Origin of the sequence: Marmoricola endophyticus (genome assembly GCF_014644415.1) — a bacterium.
GTDB classification, from domain to species: domain Bacteria; phylum Actinomycetota; class Actinomycetes; order Propionibacteriales; family Nocardioidaceae; genus Marmoricola; species Marmoricola endophyticus.
Window position 1 is genome coordinate 2,048,510 of record NZ_BMKQ01000001.1, and the last position, 22,933, is coordinate 2,071,442.

General features: G+C 72.6%; 22 protein-coding genes. 15 read left to right on the top strand and 7 right to left on the bottom strand.

All coding sequences use genetic code 11. From position 1 onward, the window contains the following. Positions 1-70: 70 nt before the first annotated feature. Positions 71-931 carry a fructosamine kinase family protein gene (locus tag IEX42_RS10030; protein WP_188779649.1) on the top strand — a complete coding sequence of 287 codons (861 nt, stop codon included), beginning with the start codon at positions 71-73 and terminating at the stop codon, positions 929-931. A gap of 178 nt (positions 932-1,109) precedes the next feature. Here IEX42_RS10030 and IEX42_RS10035 read toward each other — a convergent pair whose 3' ends face one another. Next, positions 1,110-2,345, bottom strand: coding sequence for an HNH endonuclease signature motif containing protein (locus IEX42_RS10035; protein WP_188779650.1), 1,236 nt, complete (start codon positions 2,343-2,345; stop codon positions 1,110-1,112). Between the two features lie 413 nt (positions 2,346-2,758). Here IEX42_RS10035 and IEX42_RS10040 point away from each other — a divergent pair, with 413 nt between their 5' ends. Genes IEX42_RS10040 through IEX42_RS10050 form a run of 3 tightly spaced genes read left to right on the top strand, consistent with a single transcriptional unit; the run spans position 2,759 to position 6,324 of the window. Beyond that, positions 2,759-3,475: a response regulator transcription factor gene (locus IEX42_RS10040; protein WP_308422216.1), complete on the top strand. Its 717-nt coding sequence runs from the start codon at positions 2,759-2,761 to the stop codon at positions 3,473-3,475. Then, positions 3,475-4,911, top strand: coding sequence for a sensor histidine kinase (locus IEX42_RS10045; RefSeq protein WP_188779651.1), 1,437 nt, complete (start codon positions 3,475-3,477; stop codon positions 4,909-4,911). Before IEX42_RS10040 ends, IEX42_RS10045 begins: the two co-directional genes overlap by 1 nt. A gap of 45 nt (positions 4,912-4,956) precedes the next feature. After that, positions 4,957-6,324 carry a S1C family serine protease gene (locus IEX42_RS10050; protein WP_188779652.1) on the top strand — a complete coding sequence of 456 codons (1,368 nt, stop codon included), beginning with the start codon at positions 4,957-4,959 and terminating at the stop codon, positions 6,322-6,324. Between the two features lie 7 nt (positions 6,325-6,331). On the opposite strand, the gene IEX42_RS10055 is transcribed toward IEX42_RS10050, so the two are convergent. Continuing rightward, positions 6,332-8,290 (bottom strand): anthranilate synthase family protein, encoded by a 1,959-nt coding sequence (locus IEX42_RS10055; protein WP_229660761.1) that lies wholly within the window; start codon positions 8,288-8,290, stop codon positions 6,332-6,334. Positions 8,291-8,354: 64 nt separating this feature from the next. On the opposite strand from IEX42_RS10055, the gene IEX42_RS10060 reads away from it, so the two are divergent. After that, on the top strand, positions 8,355-10,085 hold the full coding sequence (locus IEX42_RS10060) for a GAF domain-containing protein (RefSeq protein ID WP_188779653.1): 1,731 nt from the start codon (positions 8,355-8,357) through the stop codon (positions 10,083-10,085). Between the two features lie 6 nt (positions 10,086-10,091). Here the strand turns inward: IEX42_RS10060 and IEX42_RS10065 are convergent, their stop codons facing one another. From IEX42_RS10065 to IEX42_RS10075, 3 genes are all read right to left on the bottom strand, one after another. Beyond that, a complete protein-coding gene (locus tag IEX42_RS10065) occupies positions 10,092-12,278 on the bottom strand; it encodes a HelD family protein (RefSeq protein WP_188779654.1) in 2,187 nt (728 codons plus the stop codon). A gap of 78 nt (positions 12,279-12,356) precedes the next feature. Then, positions 12,357-13,796: a vWA domain-containing protein gene (locus tag IEX42_RS10070; protein ID WP_188779655.1), complete on the bottom strand. Its 1,440-nt coding sequence runs from the start codon at positions 13,794-13,796 to the stop codon at positions 12,357-12,359. Between the two features lie 4 nt (positions 13,797-13,800). Then, on the bottom strand, positions 13,801-14,664 hold the full coding sequence (locus IEX42_RS10075; protein WP_188781206.1) for an AAA family ATPase: 864 nt from the start codon (positions 14,662-14,664) through the stop codon (positions 13,801-13,803). Between the two features lie 37 nt (positions 14,665-14,701). On the opposite strand from IEX42_RS10075, the gene IEX42_RS10080 reads away from it, so the two are divergent. Genes IEX42_RS10080 through IEX42_RS10095 form a run of 4 tightly spaced genes read left to right on the top strand, consistent with a single transcriptional unit; the run spans position 14,702 to position 16,511 of the window. Beyond that, positions 14,702-15,511 carry a formate/nitrite transporter family protein gene (locus tag IEX42_RS10080; protein WP_188779656.1) on the top strand — a complete coding sequence of 270 codons (810 nt, stop codon included), beginning with the start codon at positions 14,702-14,704 and terminating at the stop codon, positions 15,509-15,511. 9 nt (positions 15,512-15,520) lie between these two features. Then, entirely contained in the window at positions 15,521-15,712 is a 192-nt protein-coding gene (locus IEX42_RS10085) for a hypothetical protein (RefSeq protein ID WP_188779657.1), read from the top strand. A 53-nt stretch (positions 15,713-15,765) separates the two neighbouring features. Beyond that, complete coding sequence (locus IEX42_RS10090; protein ID WP_188779658.1) at positions 15,766-16,203, top strand: SRPBCC family protein; 438 nt, start codon at positions 15,766-15,768, stop codon at positions 16,201-16,203. Next, entirely contained in the window at positions 16,200-16,511 is a 312-nt protein-coding gene (locus IEX42_RS10095; protein WP_188779659.1) for a hypothetical protein, read from the top strand. Before IEX42_RS10090 ends, IEX42_RS10095 begins: the two co-directional genes overlap by 4 nt. Before the next feature lie 22 nt (positions 16,512-16,533). On the opposite strand, the gene IEX42_RS10100 is transcribed toward IEX42_RS10095, so the two are convergent. Then, positions 16,534-17,073: a type 1 glutamine amidotransferase domain-containing protein gene (locus IEX42_RS10100; protein WP_188779660.1), complete on the bottom strand. Its 540-nt coding sequence runs from the start codon at positions 17,071-17,073 to the stop codon at positions 16,534-16,536. A 149-nt stretch (positions 17,074-17,222) separates the two neighbouring features. Next, a complete protein-coding gene (locus IEX42_RS10105; protein ID WP_188779661.1) occupies positions 17,223-18,008 on the bottom strand; it encodes an NAD(P)-dependent oxidoreductase in 786 nt (261 codons plus the stop codon). 165 nt (positions 18,009-18,173) lie between these two features. Here IEX42_RS10105 and IEX42_RS10110 point away from each other — a divergent pair, with 165 nt between their 5' ends. From IEX42_RS10110 to IEX42_RS10135, 6 genes are all read left to right on the top strand, one after another. Continuing rightward, entirely contained in the window at positions 18,174-18,788 is a 615-nt protein-coding gene (locus IEX42_RS10110; RefSeq protein ID WP_229660762.1) for a GntR family transcriptional regulator, read from the top strand. A 139-nt stretch (positions 18,789-18,927) separates the two neighbouring features. Then, complete coding sequence (locus IEX42_RS10115; protein WP_188779663.1) at positions 18,928-19,860, top strand: DUF6282 family protein; 933 nt, start codon at positions 18,928-18,930, stop codon at positions 19,858-19,860. A gap of 33 nt (positions 19,861-19,893) precedes the next feature. Next, on the top strand, positions 19,894-20,628 hold the full coding sequence (locus IEX42_RS10120; RefSeq protein WP_188779664.1) for a PIG-L deacetylase family protein: 735 nt from the start codon (positions 19,894-19,896) through the stop codon (positions 20,626-20,628). Next, complete coding sequence (locus IEX42_RS10125; protein ID WP_188779665.1) at positions 20,625-21,290, top strand: 4-carboxy-4-hydroxy-2-oxoadipate aldolase/oxaloacetate decarboxylase; 666 nt, start codon at positions 20,625-20,627, stop codon at positions 21,288-21,290. The genes IEX42_RS10120 and IEX42_RS10125 overlap by 4 nt, the downstream gene beginning before the upstream one ends. After that, positions 21,287-22,051, top strand: a complete 765-nt coding sequence (locus IEX42_RS10130) for an ABC transporter ATP-binding protein (RefSeq protein ID WP_188779666.1) — start codon at positions 21,287-21,289, stop codon at positions 22,049-22,051. The genes IEX42_RS10125 and IEX42_RS10130 overlap by 4 nt, the downstream gene beginning before the upstream one ends. Further along, positions 22,048-22,905, top strand: a complete 858-nt coding sequence (locus tag IEX42_RS10135; protein WP_229660763.1) for an ABC transporter permease — start codon at positions 22,048-22,050, stop codon at positions 22,903-22,905. Before IEX42_RS10130 ends, IEX42_RS10135 begins: the two co-directional genes overlap by 4 nt. The last annotated feature ends 28 nt before the right edge of the window (positions 22,906-22,933 follow it).

The window sequence follows — 22,933 nt, forward strand, 5'->3', positions numbered from 1 at the left end:
GGACCACGAGGGGCAGGCGTCACACCCGAAGGGTTGGTGCGGACCGCTCGCGCGCGGAAGACTGGCCCTCGTGCCGACCAAGCCGATCATCGCCCAGCGCGCCGAGACGCTGCTGGGCGCCCCGGTCGTGTCCACGACCGCGGTGGCGGGCGGCGACATCTGCACGGCGACCAGGATGCGTCTCTCCGACGGCCGCACCGTGCTCGCCAAGACCCGACCGCACCCGCCGGCCGGCTTCTTCGAGGCCGAGGCCCGCGGGCTGGGACGTCTCGCCGCCACCGGTGCCGTCGCGGTGCCCGACGTGCTCGCCGTCGACACCGACTGCGTGATCCTGTCCTGGGTCGAGCCCGGTCGTCCCGACGTCGAGTCCGCCAGCACGCTCGGCCGGTCGCTGTCGACCCTGCACGCGGCCCCCGCCTCCTTCGGTGCCGACGCGCCCGGCTTCGTCGGCCTGCTGCCCCTGCGCAACGACCCCGCGACCAGCTGGCCGGAGCTGTACGCCACCCGCCGCGTCCTGCCGTACCTCAAGCTCGCCGTCGACCGCGGCCAGATCGAGGACCGCGACGCGAAGGCCGTGGACGCCCTCATGCACCGGATCACCGAGGTCGCCGGCCCCGCCGAGCCGGCAGCCCTGCTGCACGGCGACCTGTGGAGCGGCAACGTGGTCTGGGCGAAGGACGGCCCGCCGCACCTCATCGACGCCGCCGCCGTCCACGGCGGCCACCGCGAGAGCGACCTCGCCATGCTCGCGCTGTTCGGGCTGCCCCAGCTGCAGCGGGTGCTCGAGGCGTACCAGGAGGCCACCCCGCTGGCCGAGGGCTGGGAGGACCGGGTCCCCCTGCACCAGCTGCACCCTCTGCTGGTGCACACCGCGATGTTCGGGGCGTCGTACGGTGCCCGCGCCGGCGACGCCGCACGCCGGATGCTCTGAGGGCTGCCGATCATCCTGCTGACCGAGAATCGGCCGCACGACGCTGGAGCGTTGTGCGCACTGCACATGGGCGTGTCCGCGTTCTGGTGAGAAATCAGCTCCTGGGCGAGCACGCCTTTCCCTCGTCGAGAAACCCGAGGGCAACGCGCTCTCGAGAGTCGGCCACAAATGCGATGCCTTACGTCCGCCGGAAGATCAGTCGTCCGTGTTTGGAGATGGATATCTCGTGGTGTCCGGCGTGGATCATCCGGTGGTGCCTGGGGCAGAGCAGTCGGCCCTTGGCCACCGAGGTGTGGCCGCCCGTGGACCAGGGGTCGTCGTGGTGCACGTGGCACAGACCGGGTGGGTAGTCGCAGCCCTCGGCGGTGCAGGTCTTGTCGCGTAGGGCGATCGCGACCCGTTGGGGTCGGGTGTGGAACCGGGACCGGCGCCCGACGTCCAGCACGCTGGAGGCTCCGCCAAGAACCGCCGGGACCAGGTCGGCACCGCAGGCCAGCCGTCGCGCCTCACCGGCGGTGATCCGGGTGCCGAGCCCGGTCTCGACCACCCCGGCCGCGTCGAGGGCGTCGACCAGCTCGCGGTGGGTCATCGTGACCGTGACGGTCGCCGCGACGCCACCGTGCTCGGGCAGGACATCGGCCGGATAGCGCTCGACGACCTCCATCAACGCCCGGCCCTGACCACGTGGCCCGTCACCCAGGTGCGGTGTCCACACCGCCGCCAGCATCGTGCGGAGCATGTCCCCGTGCAGCGTCGGCAGCGTGAACCGGCCGTGGACCTGACCATGACCATCGGACGACATGGTGAACCGGGCCGCCGCGGCAGCGGCCTCCTCCTCACGCTGCAACGCGGCACGTTCGGCCTCCTCCCCGACCTCGGGTGCGACCACGTCCAGGATCCGCCGACCCAGCACCCGCAGCTCGCGCGGCGGGTGCTCGCCGGCCAGCCGGACCAGGTCCTTCTCGGCCCGCTCCACGATGCTCGCGTCGATGTCGACACCCAGCACGGACGGGATCTCTTCGAGTGCGGCGACCGCGTCGACGATCACCCGCGCCTGGGCCTCGGAGACCTCACCACGACACATCGCCTCCCGCGTCACCACACGTGGCCCATCCAGCGCCCGCGCGAGATCGGCACGCCGCTTGGCCACCGCCCGGTCCTGACACGTCGCGCTCGACCACAGCACCGCCGCCGACGTCGCACCGGCATCGCCTGCGATCCCGGACGCCTCGGCCTGGAACACCAGCCGCAGCTCCAGCTCCGCGACCTGCGCGGCCAGCACCGCCAACCGACCCAGATCTGCAGCGATCTCCGCACCCGGCAGCGACCACACCGGCGACTGCGCGACCTCACCCAACGCCACCTGTGCGGCAGCGATCGCCGCGCTGACCGGGTGGGTGGAGGTCGTTTCCATGACCCTGATTCAACCCGTCGCCACCGACAGTTTCTGCACTACAGAACTGCTGACGCTCACAATGTGGACCACAATCAACGACGTTCTCGACCAGCGCCAGAAAAAGCGCGAGAGCCGAGCACTTCGGTCAGTCGTGCGTACTTCGCGAGGGGTCTCGACGTCGCTCGTCGCTACTGCTCCTCACGGCTCGACCACCGGTAGTTGCGACCACCACAGGTTCGGTGCCGAGCGCCGCCGCGACGCGGCCCTCGTAGACCGCGTAGGAACGTGCGAGAGCTCGACTCGCGCTGCCACCGGTGGCACGAGGTCACCGAACCCCGTCCCACCAGCAGAACCAGCAGCCGTCGCTCGAGCCAACGACCGCCAGCGACTTCTCACCCCCGCCTCAGGTGGTCGTGGCAGGCTCTGCGGCTGTGAGCCCTGCCAGCCCCGAGAGCAGCGAGCAGCCCCTCGTGCTCGTCGTCGACGACGACCGTGCCGTCCGCGAGTCGCTGCGGCGCTCGTTGGAGTTCAACGGCTACCGCGTCGACGTCGCCGAGGACGGCGCGGCGGCTCTCGCCCGGATCGCGGCGCTGCGTCCCGACGCGCTGGTGCTCGACGTGATGATGCCGCGGCTGGACGGGATCGAGACCACCAAGGCGCTGCGCGCGGCCGGCAACGACGTGCCCATCCTGGTGCTGACCGCCCGCGACTCCGTCGGCGACCGTGTCGACGGGCTGGACGCCGGGGCCGACGACTACCTGACCAAGCCGTTCGCGCTCGAGGAGCTGCTGGCCCGGGTGCGTGCGCTGCTGCGCCGCTCCGCGCCGGCACCCGAGGACGCGGACGAGGTGCTCTCCTTCTCCGACCTCACCATGGATCTCGCCACCCGCGAGGTGCGCCGCGGCGAGCGGTCGATGGAGCTGACCCGTACGGAGTTCTCGCTGCTCGAGCTGTTCCTGCGCCGACCGCGGCGCGTGCTGGACCGCTCGTACATCCTCGAGGAGGTCTGGGGCTTCGACTTCCCGACGACCGCCAACTCCCTCGAGGTGTACGTCGGCTACGTCCGCCGCAAGCTCGAGGCCGATGACGAGCCGCGGCTGCTGCACACCGTGCGCGGGGTCGGGTACGTCCTGCGCGAGCAGGACTGATGCCGCCGGTCTCCCGGCTGCGCGAGGCCGTGCACTACCGGCGCTCGCTCGCCAGCCGGGTGACGCTGCTGACCACCATCGCGGTGGGGCTCGCCGTCGCGGTCGTCGCGGGGGCGGCGTACTACACCGTCCAGCGGACCTCACAGAGCACGCTGGACAGCTCCCTGCGCAGTCGGGCTTACGCGGCCGCGCAGTTCGACGCGTATCAGACTCTCGACCCGCGCGACATTCCGTCGATCGTCTCCGGTGCCTCCGACGTCCGCATCGTCCTGATCGACCTGCGGATCAACACCAGCTTCTTCTTTCCCGACAAGAGGGTTCGACCGGGCACCAGCGAGCTCGCTGTCGCGCTCGGCAAGTCTCGTTTCTCCAAGCGCACGATGACGGTGGGGGGCGAGCGCTACCGCGTGATCACCGTCCCGGGTGCCTCTCGCGGCACGGCCCTGATGCTCGCCCAGTCCATGGAGCAGACCGACCAGCTGCTCTCCCGGCTACGCACCGTCACCTTCTCCCTCGGCGCCGTCGGCATCCTCCTCGCCGCACTGGCCGGCTGGGGGGTCGCCCGCAACGGGTTGCGCCCGGTGCGTCGGCTCACCACGAGCGTCGAGGAGATCGCCCGCACCGAGCGGCTGGACCCGATCGAGGTGGAGGGCAAGGACGAGATCGCCCGGCTCTCCGCCGCCTTCAACGAGCTTCTCGGATCGCTCTCGGCCAGCCGGGACCGGCAGCGGCAGCTGGTCGCGGACGCAGGGCACGAGCTGCGCACGCCGCTCACCTCCCTGCGCACCAACCTGGAGCTGCTCAGCCAGTCCGAGCGCGAGTCGGGTCCCACCCTGTCGCCGCAGTCGCGGCGCGAGCTGCTCGACGACGTCTCCGGCCAGATCGGCGAGCTCACCACGCTGATCGGCGACCTGGTCGAGCTGGCCCGCGACGAGGAGGCCGGCTCGGTGGTCCACACCGTCGAGCTGTCCGGCATCGTCGAGACCGCGCTGACCCGCGTACGGCGTCGCGCGACCGGCCCCGACGGGACCGACTTCGACGTCCACCTCGAGCCGTGGTGGCTCACCGGCGACGCCACCTCGCTGGAGCGGGCGTTCACCAACCTGCTCGACAACGCGGTGAAGTGGAGCCCGGACGGCGGCACGGTGACCGTACGACTCGCCCAGGGCTCGCTGGTCGTCGACGACGAGGGCCCGGGCATCGCCGAGGAGGACCGGCCGCACGTCTTCGACCGGTTCTACCGGTCGAAGGAGTCGCGTGCGCTGCCCGGTTCCGGGCTGGGCCTGTCCATCGTGCACGCGGTGGCCGAGCGCCACGGCGGCACGGTCTCCGCCGACCGGGCGCCGTCCGGCGGCGCACGACTCACGTTCCAGGTGCCCGGCTCGCAGCAGGACCCCACCCCCGCCGACGACGCCGCTGTCTTCCCCAGCTCGTAGCCGGGTCACAGCCCGATCTCAGGCGAGAGGGACAGACTGGTCGCCATGAGCAACCAGTGGACGCCCTTCCCGAACGACGACCAGCAGCCCTCCGGTGACCGGTCGAGCACCCCGGGGCAGGACGACACCCAGGCGATCAGCACCGGCTCGTCGACCGGGCCGGCACCGGCGGCATCCTCCGGGCAGACCACCGCGTACGCGCCGATCCCACCGGCCCCCGCGCCGCAGCAGCCCCGCCGCACCGGCCGTTCCCTGACGGCCGCGGTGCTCGCCGGCGCACTGGTCCTCGGCGGAGCCGCGGGTGTCGGCGGCGCCGCCGCGTACGACGCCTTCAACGGCGACGGTTCCAGCACGTCGGCCAGCGGACCCGACATCACCGCGAGCAACCGCAACGCCTCGGCGTCGAACACCGGCGGCTCCGCCGAGGCGGTCGCCGAGAAGGTGCTGCCCTCGGTCGTGCAGATCAACGTCACCGGCTCCAACGAGTCCGGCTCCGGGTCGGGGATCGTGCTCAGCAAGGACGGCCTGATCCTGACCAACAACCACGTCGCCTCGGTCGCCGGGAACAGCGGGCAGATGCGCGTCGACTTCGACGGCGGCACCTCCGCCCCGGCCAAGCTCGTCGGCGCCGACCCGGTGACCGACCTCGCTGTCATCAAGGCCTCCGGCGTCGACGACGCCGTACCCGCCGAGATCGGCAAGTCCTCCGGCCTCAAGGTCGGTGAGAACGTCGTGGCGATCGGCTCGCCGTACGGCCTGGGCGCCACCGTCACCAGCGGCATCGTGAGCGCGCTCAACCGCGCCGTGTCCGTGCAGAGCAGCGAGGGCGACGACAGCGGCGGCCAGTCGCAGCAGCAGGAGGACCCGTTCGGGCTCGGCCAGCTCCAGCAGCAGAGCCAGTCGCAGGACCAGACGACGACGTACCCCGCCATCCAGACCGACGCCGCCATCAACCCGGGCAACTCCGGTGGCCCGCTGGTCAACCTCCAGGGCCAGGTCGTGGGCATCAACTCCTCGATCCGCACCTCCGGCAGCGGCTCCAGCGGCTCGATCGGCCTGGGCTTCGCCATCCCGATGGACGAGGTGCTGCCGATCGTCAACCAGCTCAAGGACGGCGAGACCGCCACCCATGCCCAGCTCGGCGTCTCGGTCCGCGACAACCAGAGCTCCTCCCGCCCGGGTGCGCTGGTCGCCACGACCACCAACGGCGGGTCCGCGGCCGAGGCCGGGATCGAGAAGGGCGACGTCATCACCAAGGTGGACGACGTCGAGGTCAGCGGGTCGGACTCGCTGGTCGCCACCATCCGCGGCCACCGCCCCGGCGACGAGGTGAAGATCCAGCTCTACCGCGACGGCAAGGAGCAGACCGTCACCGCGAAGCTCGGCTCCGACGAGGGCGGCTCCGACTCCTAGGCCCGGGTCAGCCGAGGAGCTCCAGCAGCAGGTCGCGGAGCAGGTCGAAGCCGTGCTCGGTGAGGATCGACTCGGAGTGGAACTGGATGCCGCGGTAGTGCGGTCCGCGCAGGGCGTCCACGTCGCCGGTCCCGGCGTTCACCGCGAGCTCCAGGCCCTCGGGCAGCGAGGTCGCGTCGGCCGGCTGCCGGGCGGCGAAGGTGTTGTAGAACCCGACCCGCTCCGTCCGGCCGAACAGGTCGACGTCCGCCTGCGTGCCCTGGAAGACGATGTCCTTGAAGGCCAGCGGCAGCCCGAGCCGGTCGCTGAGCACCTGGTGACCGAGGCAGACGGCGAGGAACGGCCGCCCGGAGCCGAGCAGCGCGTCGACGGCCTGGCGGTACACCGCGATCTTCGGGTCGTCGTCGGCCCTCGGGTCCCCGGGCCCCGGTCCGACCACGACGAGGTCGTGGTCGCCGCCGAGGACCGCGCCGGCGACGTCGCCGGGTGACGAGGGGTCGAGCGCGTCGTGGCGTACGACGCTGGCCCGCATCCCCAGCACCGAGAACACGTGGCACAGCATGTTGACGAAGTCGTCCTCGCCGTCGAGCACCAGGACGCTGCGCCCGGCCAGCGCCGGGTGCTCGGTGGCGTCGGACTGGTCGGTGAGCCAGAAGCGGGACAGGCGCTGGTTGCGCTCGGCCAGCGCGAGACGCACGTCGTCGTCCTCGACGAGTGCGCCGACCCCGACCGCCGCACGGCCGGCGCGAGGCACCAGGCCGAAGGCGGACAGGATGCCGCCGGCCTTGGCGTGCGTCTCGGCCACCTCGTACGTCGGATCGGAGTCGCGCACGAGCGTAGCGCCGGCGGTCACGGTGAGCGTCCCGTCCGGGCGGACGTCGGCGGAGCGGATCACGATCGGTGAGTCCATCCGGTGCGCCCCGTCGGCGTCGCGCCCGAACAGGGCGAGCGCGGCGCCGTAGTAGCCGCGTCCCTCCGACTCGTACCGCTTGATCAGCCGGCAGGCGTTCTCCACCGGCGACCCGGTGACGGTGGCGGCGTACATCGTGTCGCGCAGGATCTCGCGCGGGTCGCTGTGGCTGCGGCCGGCGAGGAGGTACTCCGTGTGCACCAGGTGGGTCATCGGCTTGAGGAACGGCCCGAGGACCTGGCCACCGTCGTGGCACAGGTCGCACATCATCTTCAGCTCCTCGTCGACGACCATGAAGAGCTCGTAGATCTCCTTCTCGTCGGACAGGAAGTCCAGCAGCCGCCGCTTCAGCTCCGCGTCGCGCCGCTCGGGCGGCGCCTCGTCGAGGTCGCGCGGGAGCCGGAAGGTGCCGCTGATCGGGTTCATCCGGACGTCGCCGCCGGCCACGCTGACGTGCCGCTCGGGCGAGGCACCGATCAGGTAGCGGTCGCCGGTGAAGAACGCGTACGTCCAGTAGGCCCCGCGCTCCTGCTCGAGCAGCCGGCGCAGCACCGTGAGCGCGGTGTCCGGGCCCCAGTCGGCGATCCGGGCGCGGTAGCGACGCCCGACCACGAGGTTGGCACCCTCGCCGTGCCCGATCTCCTCGGCGATGATCTTCTCCACCACGGCGGCGTAGGCCTCGTCGTCGGTCTCGAAGCCACCGGCGTCCGCGAGCTCGACGGGTACGTCGGGCAGCACCTCGAGCAGCTGCTCGAGCGGCACCTCGTGCTGGACGTCGATGTCGACCACCGCCAGCGGGGCGCCGTCGTCGTGGGCCTCGAAGCCGCGCTCGGCGACCTGTCGGTACGGCACCGCGACCAGCCGGTCCCAGGCCCCGGGATCGGTGGGCCGTCCCTCCTCCAGGGGGATGTCCAGGAGGCTCTCGACCTGGCTGAGCGTGCCGCCGACGAGCGCCACGGTGGCGGCGTCGCGCAGGCGTACGACGGCCCACGCGGGCCGCTCCAGGACGGCGCGCAGGGCGGCTTGCGGGGAGGTCCCAGGGGCAGGCTCGGGCACGGCCGCACGCTACCAACGCGCCGGTTCGGCTGACCCGCTGCGGCCGGCCGGTGAGAATGGCTCCATGTCCGGCCTCTCGAACGCCGCCCTGGACCGCTTGTACCAGGTCCTCACGCGCATCGACGCCGGCCGCGACCTGGCCGAGGTGCTGCAGGCCGTGACCGACGGCGTGGTCGAGGTCTCCGGGTTCACGGTGGCGGCCGTCTCGGTGCCGCGCGGCGACAGCGCCATGGAGGTCGTCGCCGTGAGCGGGACGTACCCCGGGCTGCCCGACCTGGTCGGACAGCGGTTCCCCCGCCGGGTCCTGGACGAGTCCTGGCAGCGCGGGGAGTCCAGTGGCCGATTCGTGTTCCTCGCCGGCCAAGCAGACGAGGACTCGTACGACGGCCCCGGCGTCCTGGTCCCCGACTTCGAGCCGCTGGACCACCCGGACGCCTGGCACCCGCTGGACGAGATGAGCGCACCCCTGCACGACCCCGCTGGCGAGCTGCTGGGCTCGCTGTCGGTCGACGTCCCGGGCGACGGGCTGCGCCCGCCACCCGACGTGATCGAGGTGATGGAGGTCTTCGCGATGCAGGCCGCGCTGGCGATCAGCCAGGCGATGCAGCGCGAGCAGCTGCGCGAGGAGCTGTGGCTGCGCGGCATGGTCGCCGAGCTCTTCGCCGCGAGCGGTGAGGGCACCCTGCAGGACGTCCTCGAGTCGGCGCTGCCCACGGTGCGCGCGGAGATGGCCGCCAGCGACCTGTGGCTCGAGGTCTTCCCGGCCGCCGACCAGACCTCAGGTGCCCGTCGCTCGTGGGGCGGCGGGAGCGTACCGACGGTCCGCGCGGCGCTCTCCGCCCTCGGCCCGCGCCTCACCGAGCACGCGCGCCGGGCAGAGGCGCCGGTCGTGTTCGGGGTGGACGTCACGGAGGACCGGCACCTCGCCCCGGAGGAGATGCGACCCGCGCTCGCGCGGGCACTCGACACGGACGGAGTGAGCCGGATCCTGCTGGCACCGCTGACCCAGGCGCGCCGGACGATCGGGCAGGTCGCGCTGGTCCGGGAGGACGGCCGGGCGTGGAGCGACGCCGAGCGCGAGGTCGTGCTCGACGTCGGCCGCGCCCTGTCCTGGGCGGTGCAGCGCGAGCGTGCGCTCGACGAGGTGACCGCCGCCCACGCCGACGTCGCACGGCAGCGCGACGAGCGTGCCCGGATGCTCAGCTCGCTGGCGCGTCAGGTCCGCGGCGCGATGTCGGTCGTCGACGACCACCTCAGCGCCGAGGACCTTCCCTCCGACCACCCCGCCCGGCGGGCGATGAGCGACTTCTGGACCCTGTTCGGCAGGGTCAGCCGGATGTCGGGCTACCAGGCCAACCCCGACCCGACGCGGAGCGTCGTCGACGTCGCCGAGTTCCTCGGGTCGAGGTGGGCGACCTTCCAGGCCCGCGCGGAGTCGTACGGGGTCACGCTCCTGCCACTGGAGCGCGCCGAGGGCGGCCCGACCCTCGCGCTGACCGACGGAGCGCAGCTGGAGTGGCTCGTCCTCGTTCTCGGCGAGGACCTCTTCGAGGGCACCGAGGACGGCGGCTCCATGCGCGTGGTCGTCGTCCGACGGGAGGACCGGGTCGTGCTCTCCTGCCAGGTCTCGGGGACCGACGACGACCCGCCTCCGGCGCGCGGCCGCGAGGCCCGCCCTGCCTGGTGGATCACCGGGGCGCAGTCGATGGTGGCCGCCCTCGGCGGAAGGCTGACCTTCCGCGACGGCCCCGCGACCCGACGCGTCGTGATCCTGGACCTTCCTGCCGCGCCCTGAGGCCGCTCAGCCCGTTTGCAGCACCGTCATCAGCTGCGTGGCGCGGGTGAGGACGACGTACAGCGTCGCGCGACCGGTCGGCGACTCCGCCTCGATCTCCTCGGGCTCGACGACGACGATCGCGTCGAACTCCAGGCCCTTCGTCTCCAGACCGGTGAGGACGGCCAGCCGGGCCTCGGCGCCGCCGGCGAGGTCGTCGGCGACCTCGGGCCAGCCGGCCACCCACGAGCGCAGCTCGACCTGCCGGGCAGCGGCGCCCACGACGCCGATGGTGCCCTCGACGCGGCCGCGCAGCTCAGCCAGCGCCTCGCGCAGGCCCGTCTCGAGGTCCGTCGCCACGCGCTCGACCGGCGCCTCGCCGGTGGTGCGGACCGCCTCGGGCAGGTCGGCGGCCAGCCCGACCCGCTCGGCGTAGTCGGCGGCGAAGTCGTAGATCTCCGCGGAGTTGCGGTAGTTCTTCGACAGGTGGAAGGCGTGGACCTCCTTGGTCCGCCCGCTCGGGGAGAGCAGCGCCCGCTCCCGCGCGGTCTCTGCCTCGGCCGGCTGCGGCCACGACGACTGCGCCGGGTCGCCGACGATGGTCCAGGTCGCGGTACGCCCCCGCCGGCCGACCATCCGCCACTGCATCGGGGTGAGGTCCTGCGCCTCGTCGACCAGCACGTGGGCGTAGCCGTCGTCCTCGACCCGGACCGTCGGCGCCTCCCAGCCCCGCGGGCGCGACTCGGCCCGGTCCTCGGCCAGCTCGGCCCGGGTGTCCTGCAGCGCCACGTCCGCGAGACCGAGGGCCTCGAGCTCGGGGTCCCTGAGGGTGTCGGCCATGCTGTCGGCGTCGACCAGCGGCGGGTCGCCGAGCAGGTAGCGCAGCTCGTCGACCAGCGGGACGTCCTCCACACTGGCCGGCTGCTCGCCCGCGCTCCACGACTTCGCCAGGAGCCGCTCGGACTCCTCGTCGAGCACGCCGGCAGCTGCCCGGTGCAGCACCTCGGGGTCGCGCAGCCAGCGCAGCACACCACTGGCGTCGAGCACCGGCCACCAGGCGGCGGCGAAGTCCAGGAACCGGTCGTCGTCCCTGACCTCGGCGACGAAGTCCCCCTTCGTGCGCTCCAGGGCCCGCTCACCGCGGACCTGGCGCCACATCGCGTCGAGCAGCGCGGACGCGACCCGGGTCGTGGTCCGGTTGCGCGGACCGCCACCGAGGAGCTGTCGGCGTACGCCGTCCAGCTCGCGGCGGCCGAGCACGATGACGTCGTCGCGGTAGAACCAGCGCAGCTCCTCCGGCCCACCCGGGACCGGCTCGCGCACCAGACGGGAGAGCAGGTCGACCATCCGGCTGCTGCCCTTGACCTCGGCGACGGCAGGGTCGTCACGGCGCGTGGCCCGGAGCCCGTCGACCACCTCGCCCAGCGACCGCAGGGCGACGGCGGTCTCGCCGAGGGAGGGCAGCACCCGCTCGATGTAGCGCATGAAGACGCCCGACGGACCGACCACGAGCACCCCGCCGGTCTCGTAGCGGCGCCGGTCGGCGTAGAGCAGGTACGCCGCCCGGTGCAGCGCCACGACCGTCTTGCCGGTCCCCGGGCCACCGGAGATCGTGACCACGCCGCGCTCCGGCGCCCGGATCGCACGGTCCTGCTCGGCCTGGATCGTGGCGACGATCGAGTGCATCGAGCGGTCCCGGGCCCGGGAGAGCTGCGCCATCAGCGCGCCCTCGCCGATGATCGGCAGGTCGGTGTCCGCCTCGGCGTCGATCAGGTCGTCCTCGACGCCGAGCACCTGCTCGCCCTGGCTGCGCAGGATCCGACGGCGTACGACGCCCTGCGGCGCGGCCGGCGTGGCCTGGTAGAACAGCGCGGCCGCGGGCGCCCGCCAGTCGACCAGGAGGATGTCGCGGTTGTCGTCGCGCAGCCCGATCCGGCCGATGTAGCGCGGTTCGCCCGAGATCTCGGCACGCATGTCGATCCGGCCGAACACCAGGCCCTCGTGGGCGGCGTCCAGGCTGGCCAGGCGCCGCGCCGCCTGGAAGACCATCGCGTCGCGCTCGACCAGGCCTCCCTCGTGGCCGAGCCGACCGCGTGAGTGACCCTCGGCCGCCAGGCGCTGCGCACTGGCCGCCGAGCGGATCAGCTGGCGGTAGACCGTGTCGACGTACTCCTGCTCGTGCGCGACCTCTGCGGCCGCCACGTCGTCCTGCACCTGAGCCCCTCCCGGATCGAGCGGCCGCCTACGCTACCCGCCCGCCGGAGGGTCCGGGACCAGTTCCGAGTGACGTGGTCAGCCGTTCTCGGCGAGCCGGCCCACGAACTCCCCGAGCTGGGTCAGGTTGCGGCACTCGACCATCGGCACGATCGCGCCGTACCGGCCGGCCGCGGAGTCGCCGGAGTCCCAGTGCCGCGGGTGCTCGGGGTTGAGCCACCACGAGTGCCGGGCGGCGTGGGCCATGTGCGCCAGCGTCGGCAGGGACAGGTCGGAGTGGTTGGAGCGCGCGTCGCCGAGGACGAGGAGGTTCGAGCGCGGCGTCAGGGCGTCCGCGTGCTGCTCCCAGAACCGCTCGAAGGACTTGCCGTAGTCGGTGCGCCCGAAGCGCGAGGCGTGGGCGGCGCGGGCGCTGAGGTCGGCCAGGATGTCGACCGGGTCGCCGCCGGGCACCAGCACGTCGGTCACCTCGTGCACGTCGTCGACGAAGGTGAACGCGCGCACCCGGCTGAACTGCTCGCGCAGCGCGTGGACCAGCATCAGCGTGAACTGCGCGAAGCTGGCCACCGAGCCGCTGACGTCGCACAGCACGACCAGGTCCGTACGGGTCGGGCGCCGCGGCTTGTGCCGGGTCTCAATCGGCACGCCGCCGGTCGACATGCTCGCGCGCACGGTGCCCCGGAAGTCCAGCGTGCCGCGCCGCCGGTCGGAGTGCTCGCGGCCCAGGCGGGTCGCCAGCCGGCGGGCCAGGGGCTGGATCTCGGCACGCATCCGCGCGAGGTCGGCCCGGCGGGCCGAGGTGAAGTCGAGCAGCTCCACCGAGGGGCGTACCGCGTGGTGCGCCATGTGGTCGGCGCCCTTCTGCTCGGCGATCCGGCGACGCGCGTCCGCCTCGACGGCGGCGGTGAAGCGCTGGACCCGTGCCTCGGCGCGGCGCCGTGCGGCGGGCTCGCCGCCGTACATCTCCGGGGCCTCCGGGTCGCCTCCGAGCAGCGCGGCCGCGAGCCGGTCCACCAGCGCCTGGGGGTGCACGCGGTGCAGGGCGGTGTACGCCGACCAGCTCGACTGCCCCGGCGCCCGGCCCGGCATCGCCCCGAACCGCTCCACCGCCTCGCGCGCCAGCCCGTCCAGCCCCTCACCGGCCGCCGCCTGTTCCAGCTCCTGGGCGAGCCGCTCCCGGAAGTCCGCCAGCTGCTCCGGTCCGTCGGGTAGTCCCTGACGTTCTGGTTGCTCGGTGCCCGATTCGTCCGCAGCAACGTCCTGGACTACCCCTTCGCCTGGCTCGCCGGACCCGAGCAGCGCGGGGTAGTAGAGGTCGAAGAGCGCGTCGAAGGTGGGCCGCTGCGACGGCTTCTTGACCAGCGTCGCGGCGAGGCCGGCCCGCAGCGCCGAGCGGTCGAGGAGCGGCAGCGCCTCGAGGGCACGTACGCCGTCGAGGTCCTCGGCCAGCGAGACGGCCAGGCCCGCGCGGCGCAGCGCGGCGACGAAGGCGACCTGCCGGTCGACGAGCGCAGTCACCGGCTCATCCCAACCTCAGCTCCTTGACCGCCCGCTCGGTGTCGGACAGGTGCTTGAGGACGACCCCGAGCGTGCGGCGCGCGGTCTCGGCGTCCAGCGACCCGGCGTCCAGCGCGAGGAGGGTCTGCGCCCAGTCGACGGACTCGGCGATGCTCGGCGCCTTCTTCAGCTCCAGCTCCCGCAGCTGGGCGACCATCGCGACCAGCTGCTCGGCCAGCCGCTCGGAGAGCCCCGGCACCTGCGAGAGCACGATCTCCTGCTCGCGCGCGGGATCGGGGTACCCCAGGTGCAGGTAGAGACAGCGGCGCTTGACCGCCTCGGACAGCTCGCGCGCGGCGTTGGAGGTGAGGACGACGTACGGCCGGCGCACGGCGGTGATGGTGCCCAGCTCGGGGATGGTGACCTGGAAGTCCGAGAGCACCTCCAGCAGCAGCCCCTCGACCTCCACGTCGGTCTTGTCGATCTCGTCGACGAGCAGCACGGTGGGTCGCTCGCGGCGGATCGCGGTCAGCAGCGGCCTGGAGAGCAGGAACTCCTCGGAGAACACGTCGTCGTGGGTCTCGCTCCAGTCGGCGTCGCCGGCGGCCTGGATGCGCAGCAGCTGCTTCTTGTAGTTCCACTCGTACAGCGCCCGCGCCTCGTCCAGGCCCTCGTAGCACTGCAGGCGTACGAGGTCCGCCCCGGTCGCCCGGGCGACCGCCTTCGCCAGCTCGGTCTTGCCGACCCCGGCGGGACCCTCGACCAGGAGCGGCTTGCCGAGCGCCCCAGCGAGGTACGTCGCGACCGCCGTCTCGTCGTCGGTGAGGTAGCCGGCGCGTCCCAGCCGGTCGCGCGCGTCGTCGGGGCCGGAGAACCAGTCGGAGGTCACCCGGGCAGTCTCCCCCAGGTGGTGGTTGGCTGGGTCGGTGGCCAGCGACGAACCCGAGCAGGAGCCCCGGCAGGAGCTCCGGCCGGAGCCCCAGGTCGAGCACGACTTCGACCGGTTGGTCGAGGAGGGGCAGGAGCGACTGCACCGACCCTTCCTCGCCCTGGTCGCGACCGGCCTGCTCGGCGGCGTGGACATCGGGACCGGTCTGCTGGCCTACCTCGTCGTCCGCGACACCACCGGCAGCGTCGTGCTGTCGGGGATCGCGTTCTCGATCGCCTTCGTGGCCCTGCTGCTGGCCCGCAGCGAGCTGTTCACCGAGAACTTCCTCGTGCCGGTCACGGCCGTCGTGGCCAAGCACGGGAGCCCGGTCGCGCTGCTGCGGCTGTGGGCGGTCACCCTGGTCACCAACCTGGTCGGCGGCGCGCTGATGGCGTGGGTGGTGGTCCACGCGCGCCCCGACCTGCAGGCCACCGCCCGGGAGACCGGCACCCACTACGCCGACCTCGGGGTGAGCCTGGAGAGCCTGCTGCTAGCCGTCCTGGCCGGTGCGGTGATCACCTTGATGACCCGGATGCAGCACGCGACCGAGAGCCTCGGCGTCCAGCTCGTGCCCGCGGTGCTGCTCGGCTCGCTGCTGGCCGGCGCCGAGCTGTTCCACTGCGTGCTGGACTCGCTGTTCATCTTCGCGGCGATGTTCTCCGGCGCGGACATCGGCGTCGGGGAGTGGCCGGTCGCGCTGGCGTGGTCCGCGCTCGGCAACGCGATCGGCGGCATCGGCCTGGTCACCGCGATCCGGCTGCTGAGGGTGCCCAAGCGGGTGGAGGAAGCGCGCGCCGACCCGGCCTAGGCTCGAGCCATGACTGAGCAGCAGCCCGAGCAGACCGAGCGGATCGACGCCGACGTGACCCCCGACGACGACGTCGCGGGGACCTCGACCGGCGACCCGATCGCCGGCGTGCACATCAGCGAGGAGCAGGCCGACGAGGCCGTCGAGCCCGAGGACAACGACGCCATCGAGGTCGACGGGCCGAGTCAGAAGCACGCCTGAGCCGCCCTCAGGGAGGAGGCGGCGCACGCTTCCGGGACGGCAGCGTGAGCGCCATGGCCACCGTCTCCCGGACCTTCGAGGTCCGCTCCTCGCCCGATGTCGTCGTCGACTACCTCAAGGACTTCTCCCACGCCACCGAGTGGGACCCCGGCACCGACTCCTGCGAGCGGATCGACTCCGGCGAGGTCCGGGTCGGCAGCACGTGGGCGAACACCTCGACCATCGCCGGCCTCAGCACCGACCTGACGTACGAGCTCACCGAGCTGAGCGCCACCCGGATCCAGTTCGTCGGGACCAACGACACCGCCTCGTCGACCGACACCATCACCGTCGAGGCGCACGGTGCCGGCAGCCTGATCACCTACGAGGCGGTCATCGAGATGAAGGGCGCGGCCAAGCTCGCCGACCCCGTCATGAAGCTGGTCTTCGAGAAGATCGGCAGCGACACCGAGGGCGACATGGTCCAAGTGCTGAACGGGCTGACCCGGTGAGCGGTCACACCCCTCCCAAGGACGTCCAGAAGGTCGGTCAGCGGGCCGTCCGCTGGATCGAGGACGGCAAGGCGGGCGACAACTTCACCGACACCGGCAGGCACCGTGCCAAGCAGCTGGCCGACGGCGACGCCCTCTCCGACGAGCAGGTCAAGAAGATGCAGGCGTACTTCAAGCGGCACTCCGTCGACAAGGACGCCGAGGGCTTCACCCGCGGCGACGACGGGTTCCCGTCGCCGGGCCGCGTGGCGTGGGACGCCTGGGGCGGCGACGAGGGCGAGCGCTGGGTGGGCACCATCGACCTCTAGGCGCCCACCCGGCCCTGGTCGTTCAGCCGGCCAGCGCCTTCTCGATCGCATCGACGAACGCCGGAAGGTCGTCGGGGTTGCGGCTGGTGATCAGGTTCCCGTCCACGACGACCTGCTCGTCGACCCACTCGGCGCCGGCGTTCACGAGGTCGTCGCGCAGGCTCGGGAAGCTGGTCAGCCGCCGGCCCTCGGCCAGACCGGCGGACACGAGCAGCCACGGTCCGTGGCAGATGACCGCGAGCGGCTTGCCCGCCTCGTACGCCGCCCGGACGATCGCCCGCGCCTTCTCGTCGGTACGGATGTGGTCGGCGTTGACGGTCCCGCCGGGGACGACGACCGCGTCCACCCCGTCCACGTCGAGGTCGGCGAAGGTGCCGTCGACGTCGACCTGCTGGGTCTTCTCGGTGTCGCCCTCCATCGCCTGGATCGGGTCGGTGCCGGTCGAGTAGACCTTCACGTCCGCGCCCGCATCGCGCAGCTGGTCGCGAGGACGGACCAGCTCGGCCTCCTCGAAGAAGTCGGTGGCGATGATGGCGATCTTCTTGCCGGACAGCGTGCTCATTGGGGCTCCTCGGTCGGTGGGGATGCGTTCACCCAAGGCGTACCCGCATCGGCGGTGCTCACCCCCACCACCCGGGGTGTACGACGAGACGGCTGTGTGACGTCGGCCGAACACCCGGTGGCCGAGGTGCTCCCGCAGGGCACGCCGGCTCAGGCCGAGTGGTCCCGGAGCCGTGTCAGCAGGTCGCGGGAGGCCGCGGCGACCAGGGGGTCCACGCCCAGCTCGTGCAGCATGTCCACCGCCGCGGCCATCTCCTCGCGGCGGCGCGTGGCGTGGACCCGGGAGCCGTCCACGAGCCGCTGCACGGTCGCGGGACCGGACTCCTCGAGCTCGTCGGCGATGTTCTCGACCAGCCAGTCCCGGCAGCCGGCGGCCTCGGCGGCCTCCAGCGCCTCGACCACCGCCGCGGCCAGACCCTTGAAGAAGACGCTGCGCAGCAGCTTGCGCTGCGCCGCCTCGCCCGCGCCTCCGCGCTGGAGGTCGACCCGCGCCCCGAGCGGCGCGAGGAGCCGCTGGACCCGGTCCGCGGCGTCCCCGCTGGCCAGCAGCGGGACGGCGAGACCCTTGCCGGGGACCGGCGCCATGATCGCCACGTCGGAGAAGTGCGCGCCGGCCGACGAGGCGGTGGCGGCCAGGCGGCGCTTGAGGCCCGGCGACCCGGTGTTGAGGTCGGCCCAGACGGCACCGGGGGCGAGCCCCGGAAGCCCGGCGGCCAGGGCCTCCTCGGCCGCCGAGGCGCTGTTGACGCTGAGCACCAGGTCGGATCCCGTGGCCGCGTCCCGTTCGTCGTCGCATCCCGTGGTGCCCTGCGGCGGGGCCACTGCGGGGTCGTACGCACGGACCAGCGCGCCGGCCGCGACCAGGTCGGCGGCGAACGCCGAGCCGGCCTCTCCGAGCCCGAGGAGAGCGACGACGGTGGGTCCGGGGTGAGTCATCGCAGTCCCTTCGAGCGAGTCTCGCCGTGGTCGTCGACGCCGACGGCCGGACGCACTCTGCTAGCCTTCGCCAATATTGTCAACAATTTTGTCTGGAGAGGTTCTATGGTCGACTCCTCGCCCGTCGTCAGCCATGGCCCCACCGCGCGCCCCGCTCGACTACCGGTGCCGGCCGCCATCCGCGAGGGGATCCTGCGAGGTGAGTTCGTCCCGGGACAGCGCCTGGTCGAGGCCGACCTCTCCGAGCAGTTCGAGGCGAGCCGTGCCGCCGTCCGCTCGGCGCTCGTCGAGCTCGCCACCGAGGGACTGGTCGAGCGGGTGGCGAATCGTGGCGCGCGCGTGCGCGTCGTCCCGCTGGAGGAGGCAATAGAGATCTACGAGGTCCGGATGGTCCTCGAGGCGCTGTGCGCCGCCAAGGCGGCCGAGCGAGCAGACGACGCAGAGGTCGCCGAGCTGCGCGGGATCGGCACCGACATGGAGGAGGCGGTGGCAGCCGGCGAGGTGATGGTGTACCGCCAGCTGAACGAGCGTCTCCACCGTCGGATCCGGGAGATGAGCGGTCAGCGCACCGCCGGCAGCGTGCTCGAGCGCCTGCGCGCCCAGAGCGTGCGCCAGCAGTTCAAGGTCGCCACGACACCCGGGCGACCCAAGGTGTCGCTCCCCGAGCACCTGGCGATCATCGACGCGATCTGCCGCCACGACGCCGTCGCCGCGGACGCGGCGTTGCGCGAGCACCTGCGCAGCGTCATGGACGCCATGCGCAGCAGCCACGCCGGTTGAGACCGGTCCCCGACGACGGTCGCGGTCCTGCGACGACCGGTTAGGAGAAATCTTCGGCCAGCCCTTGTGATCGCCGACACGTGTGCGCAATATTGTGAACAATCTTGTTCCACACAGTTGTCGACAAAGCGAGGAAGCCATGACCGACGCTCAGCACCCCCGCCCCTCCGAGCGAGCCCGTGAGCTGGTCCGCGGCGGCTTCGACGTCCACGTGCACGTGGCGCCGGACGTGATGGAGCGGCGGATCGCCGACTCCGACCTGGCGCACACGTTCGCCGAGGCCGGCCTGGGCGGCTTCGTGCTCAAGAGCCACTACGTGCCGACCACCGAGCGTGCCGCGGTGGTCAACACCCTCGGCGGCGCCCGCGCGGTCGGCGCGGTGACCCTGAACGCCGCCGTCGGCGGGATGAACCCCATCGCCGTCGAGATCGCCGCTCGCGGCGGAGCCGGCTTCGTCTGGATGCCGACGGTCGACAGCGCGAACCAGCGTGCCTGCCTGGCCAGCGACCCCGAGGGGGCGAAGCCACCGATGTGGGCCCAGCTGCAGGACGACCTCCGCAGGGCCGGGATGGCCGCCGACCCGGTGCCGGTGCTGGACGCGGACGGCACGCTGCTGCCACGGACCCGGCAGGTGCTGCAGGTGATCGCCACCCACGACCTGGTGCTGGCCACCGGACACCTGCACGGCGACGAGATCTCCGCGGTCGTCGAGGCCGCCGTCGCCACGGGCGTACGCCGGATCGTGGTCACCCACCCCGAGTTCACCTCCCAGCGCCTGGACTCCGAGAAGCAGCAGGAGCTCGCGGCCCAGGGCGCGCTGCTCGAGCGCTGCTACACCACACCGCTGACCGGGAAGGTCGGGTGGGAGACCTGGTTCCGCCACATCCGCGAGGCCGGGCCGGAGAGCTCGGTGGTCTCCAGCGACCTCGGCCAGCCCTTCAACCCGCCCGTCGAGGACGGGCTCGGACTCGCCGCGGACCGGCTCCTCGAGCACGGTTTCAGCGACGACGAGGTCCGCACGATGACCGTCACCAACACCCGGGCCCTGGTCGGCGCCGACCCGCTGCCCTGACCGCCCGTACGACACCCAGCCGGAGGACACCCGATGCCGACCGACCAGACCGACCGCCCCCGCCACCTCCTCGTGGTCGGCGCGCACAGCGCCGACTTCGTCTGGCGCTCGGCGGGCGCCGTCGCCACACACACCACCGCCGGCGGGACCGCCACCGTCGTGGCCCTCTCCTACGGCGAGCGCGGTGAGTCCGGCGCCCTGTGGAAGCAGGAGGGCCAGACCGAGCAGCGGGTCAAGGAGATCCGCCACGAGGAGGCCAGCGGGGCCGCCGCCGTGCTGGGCGCCGACTTCGTCGCCCTCGACCTCGGCGACTACCCGCTCGCGGTCGACGACGAGGCTCTGGACCGGTTGGTCGCGCTGATGCGCGAGCAACGGCCGGACGTCGTGGTCACCCACCCCGGGGAGGACCCGTTCAACCCGGACCACCCCGTGGCGCACGCCGCCGTGGCCCGGGCCCGGCTGCTGACCAGCGGAGCCGGTGTGGCCAGCGCCTTCGAGACGGTCCCGCCCACCGAGTTCCTGGCCTTCGAACCCCACCAGCCCGAGCTGTGCGGCTTCGTGCCGAGCTTCTTCCTCGACATCACCGACGTGTTCGACCGCAAGGTCGAGGCGATGGAGCACATGTCGGCGCAGGTCTACCTGCAGGAGTACTACGCGCAGCGGGCGGAGCACCGCGGCAACCACGCCCGCAAGGTCACCGGCGACGCCACGATCCGCCAGGCCGAGGCCTTCCAGCGGATCGTCCCGAACGTGGCGAGGGCGCTGTGAGCGGGCCGCCCGTCGGGACCGACGTCGTCGCCGAGCTCGGTGCGGCCGGGGTCGCCACCGTGTACGAGGCCGCCGGCCGCTCCGGGCTGCTGGAGGAGCAGTGGCAGCAGGTCACGCCCGGTCGGCGGGTCGCCGGCCGTGCGTGCACCGTGCTGTGCGGGCCCGGGGACAACCGCGCCGTCCACGAGGCCCTCGCGCACGTGCGCCCCGGTGACGTGCTCGTGGTCACGATGGACGAGCCGGCGCCGGCCGCCGTGGTCGGCGACCTGCTCGCCACCCAGGCTGTGGCCCAGGGCGTGGTGGGTCTCCTGATCGACGCCGCGGTCCGCGACACCGCCGAGCTGGGACAGATGCCGCTGACCGTGCACGCCCGCTGGCGCAACGCCCGCGGCGCGACCAAGGCGCACCGCGGCGCGGTCGACGTGCCCGTGGTCGTGGGTGGCACCCGGGTCGCGCCGGGCGACGTCGTGGTCCTCGACGACGACGGCGCCGCAGTCGTCCCCTCCGGCGAGGCGGGCCGCGTCCTCGACGCGGTGCGCGCACGTCTGCAGAAGGAGTCGGCGCTGCGCGCGCGATGGGCGAAGGGTGAGCTCAGCTACGACGCGTACGGCCTGCGGGCCGAGGACGAGGCAGCACCGACACCCGAAGGGAGCCCGGCATGAGCACGCTGCTCAGCACGGACGGACTGACCAAGCGGTTCGTCAAGAAGGACAGCGCGACCGTGGCGCTGCGCGACTTCCACCTCGAGGTCGAGGAGGGGACGTTCGTCTCCGTCCTCGGCCGCAGCGGCTGCGGCAAGTCCACGATGCTCAACCTGCTCGCGGGTCTGACGACACCCTCGGCGGGCGAGGTCCGCTACCAGGGCAGGGTGCTGCGCGGCCCCCAGACCGACATCGGCTACCTCACCCAGTCCGACACCTTGATGCCGTGGCGCGACGTGCAGCGCAACGTCGAGATGCCGATGGAGCTCCAGGGCACCCCGGCGAAGGAGCGGACCGAGGCAGCCCGCGACCTCATCGACCGCGTCGGCCTGGCCGGCTTCGAGCACCACTACCCGCGCGAGCTGTCCGGGGGCATGCGGCGCCGCGCCAGCCTGGCCCGGATGCTCGCAGGCCGGCCCTCGACCCTGCTCATGGACGAGCCCTTCGGCGCCCTCGACGCCCAGCTGCGCCACGAGCTGCAGGTCGAGCTCCTCCGGCTGTGGTCGGGCAGCGAGCAGACGGTCGTCTTCGTCACCCACGACATCGAGGAGGCCGTGCTGCTGGGAGACCGTGTCGTGGTCCTCGGTGGGCTGGGACGGGTGATCGTCGACCGCCGCGTCGACCTCCCGCGGCCGCGCAACGCCGACGACCTGCAGGTCGATCCCGAGTACGTCTCGATCCACCGAGAGCTCGCCGCCGCCCTGAAGGGAGCAGCATCATGACCGCCGCACCAGTGGAGGACACCACCACGGGGGACGCGAGCACCGCCCCTGCCGGCGCCGTCCGCGAGCACGTCGACCGCTCCTGGTGGGACCGCTACGGCGACGCCACCGTGATCTGGTCCTCGCGGCTGCTGCTGCTGGTCGTCGTGCTGGTGCTGTGGCAGGTCGCGGCAGGTCGGTGGGTCGACGACACGTTCATCAGCCGGCCCACCGACATCGTCGCCCGGCTCGGCGACTGGTGGCGCGACGGGACGCTGGCCGACAACACCTGGATCACCGTCCAGGAGATCGTGCTGGGCTTCGTCATCGGCGCGGCCGCCGGGGCGCTCGGCGGGTACGTCCTCGGCGCCGCACGCCAGGTCTACCGGGTGCTGGACCCGTTCATCATGGCGCTCTACTCCATCCCCAAGGTCGCGCTCGCGCCGCTGTTCATCGTCTGGATCGGGATCGGGATGGACATGAAGGTGCTGCTTGCCGCGGTCACGGTGTTCTTCCTGGTCTTCCTCAACACCGCGGCAGCGGTCCGCGAGGTCGACCGCGGCCTGGTCGACGCAGTGCGCCTGATGGGCGGCGGACGCCGGGAGATCGCGACCAAGGTGATCCTGCCCGCCTCGATGGCCGGGTTCCTCACCGGCCTCAAGGTCTCCGTCCCGTACGCCCTGATCGGTGCGGTCATCGGCGAGCTCGTCGCCTCCAACCGCGGCCTCGGCTACCTGATCAACGACTCCGCCGCCCAGTTCGACACCGCCGGCGTCTTCGCCGCGCTCGTCGTGCTCAGCGTGATCGCCGGCGTGCTGAACCTGCTCGTCGGCCTGCTCGACAAGCGGGTGAACCGCTGGAAGCCCCTCGACTGACCCTCTCCACCCGCCCACTCGCACGATC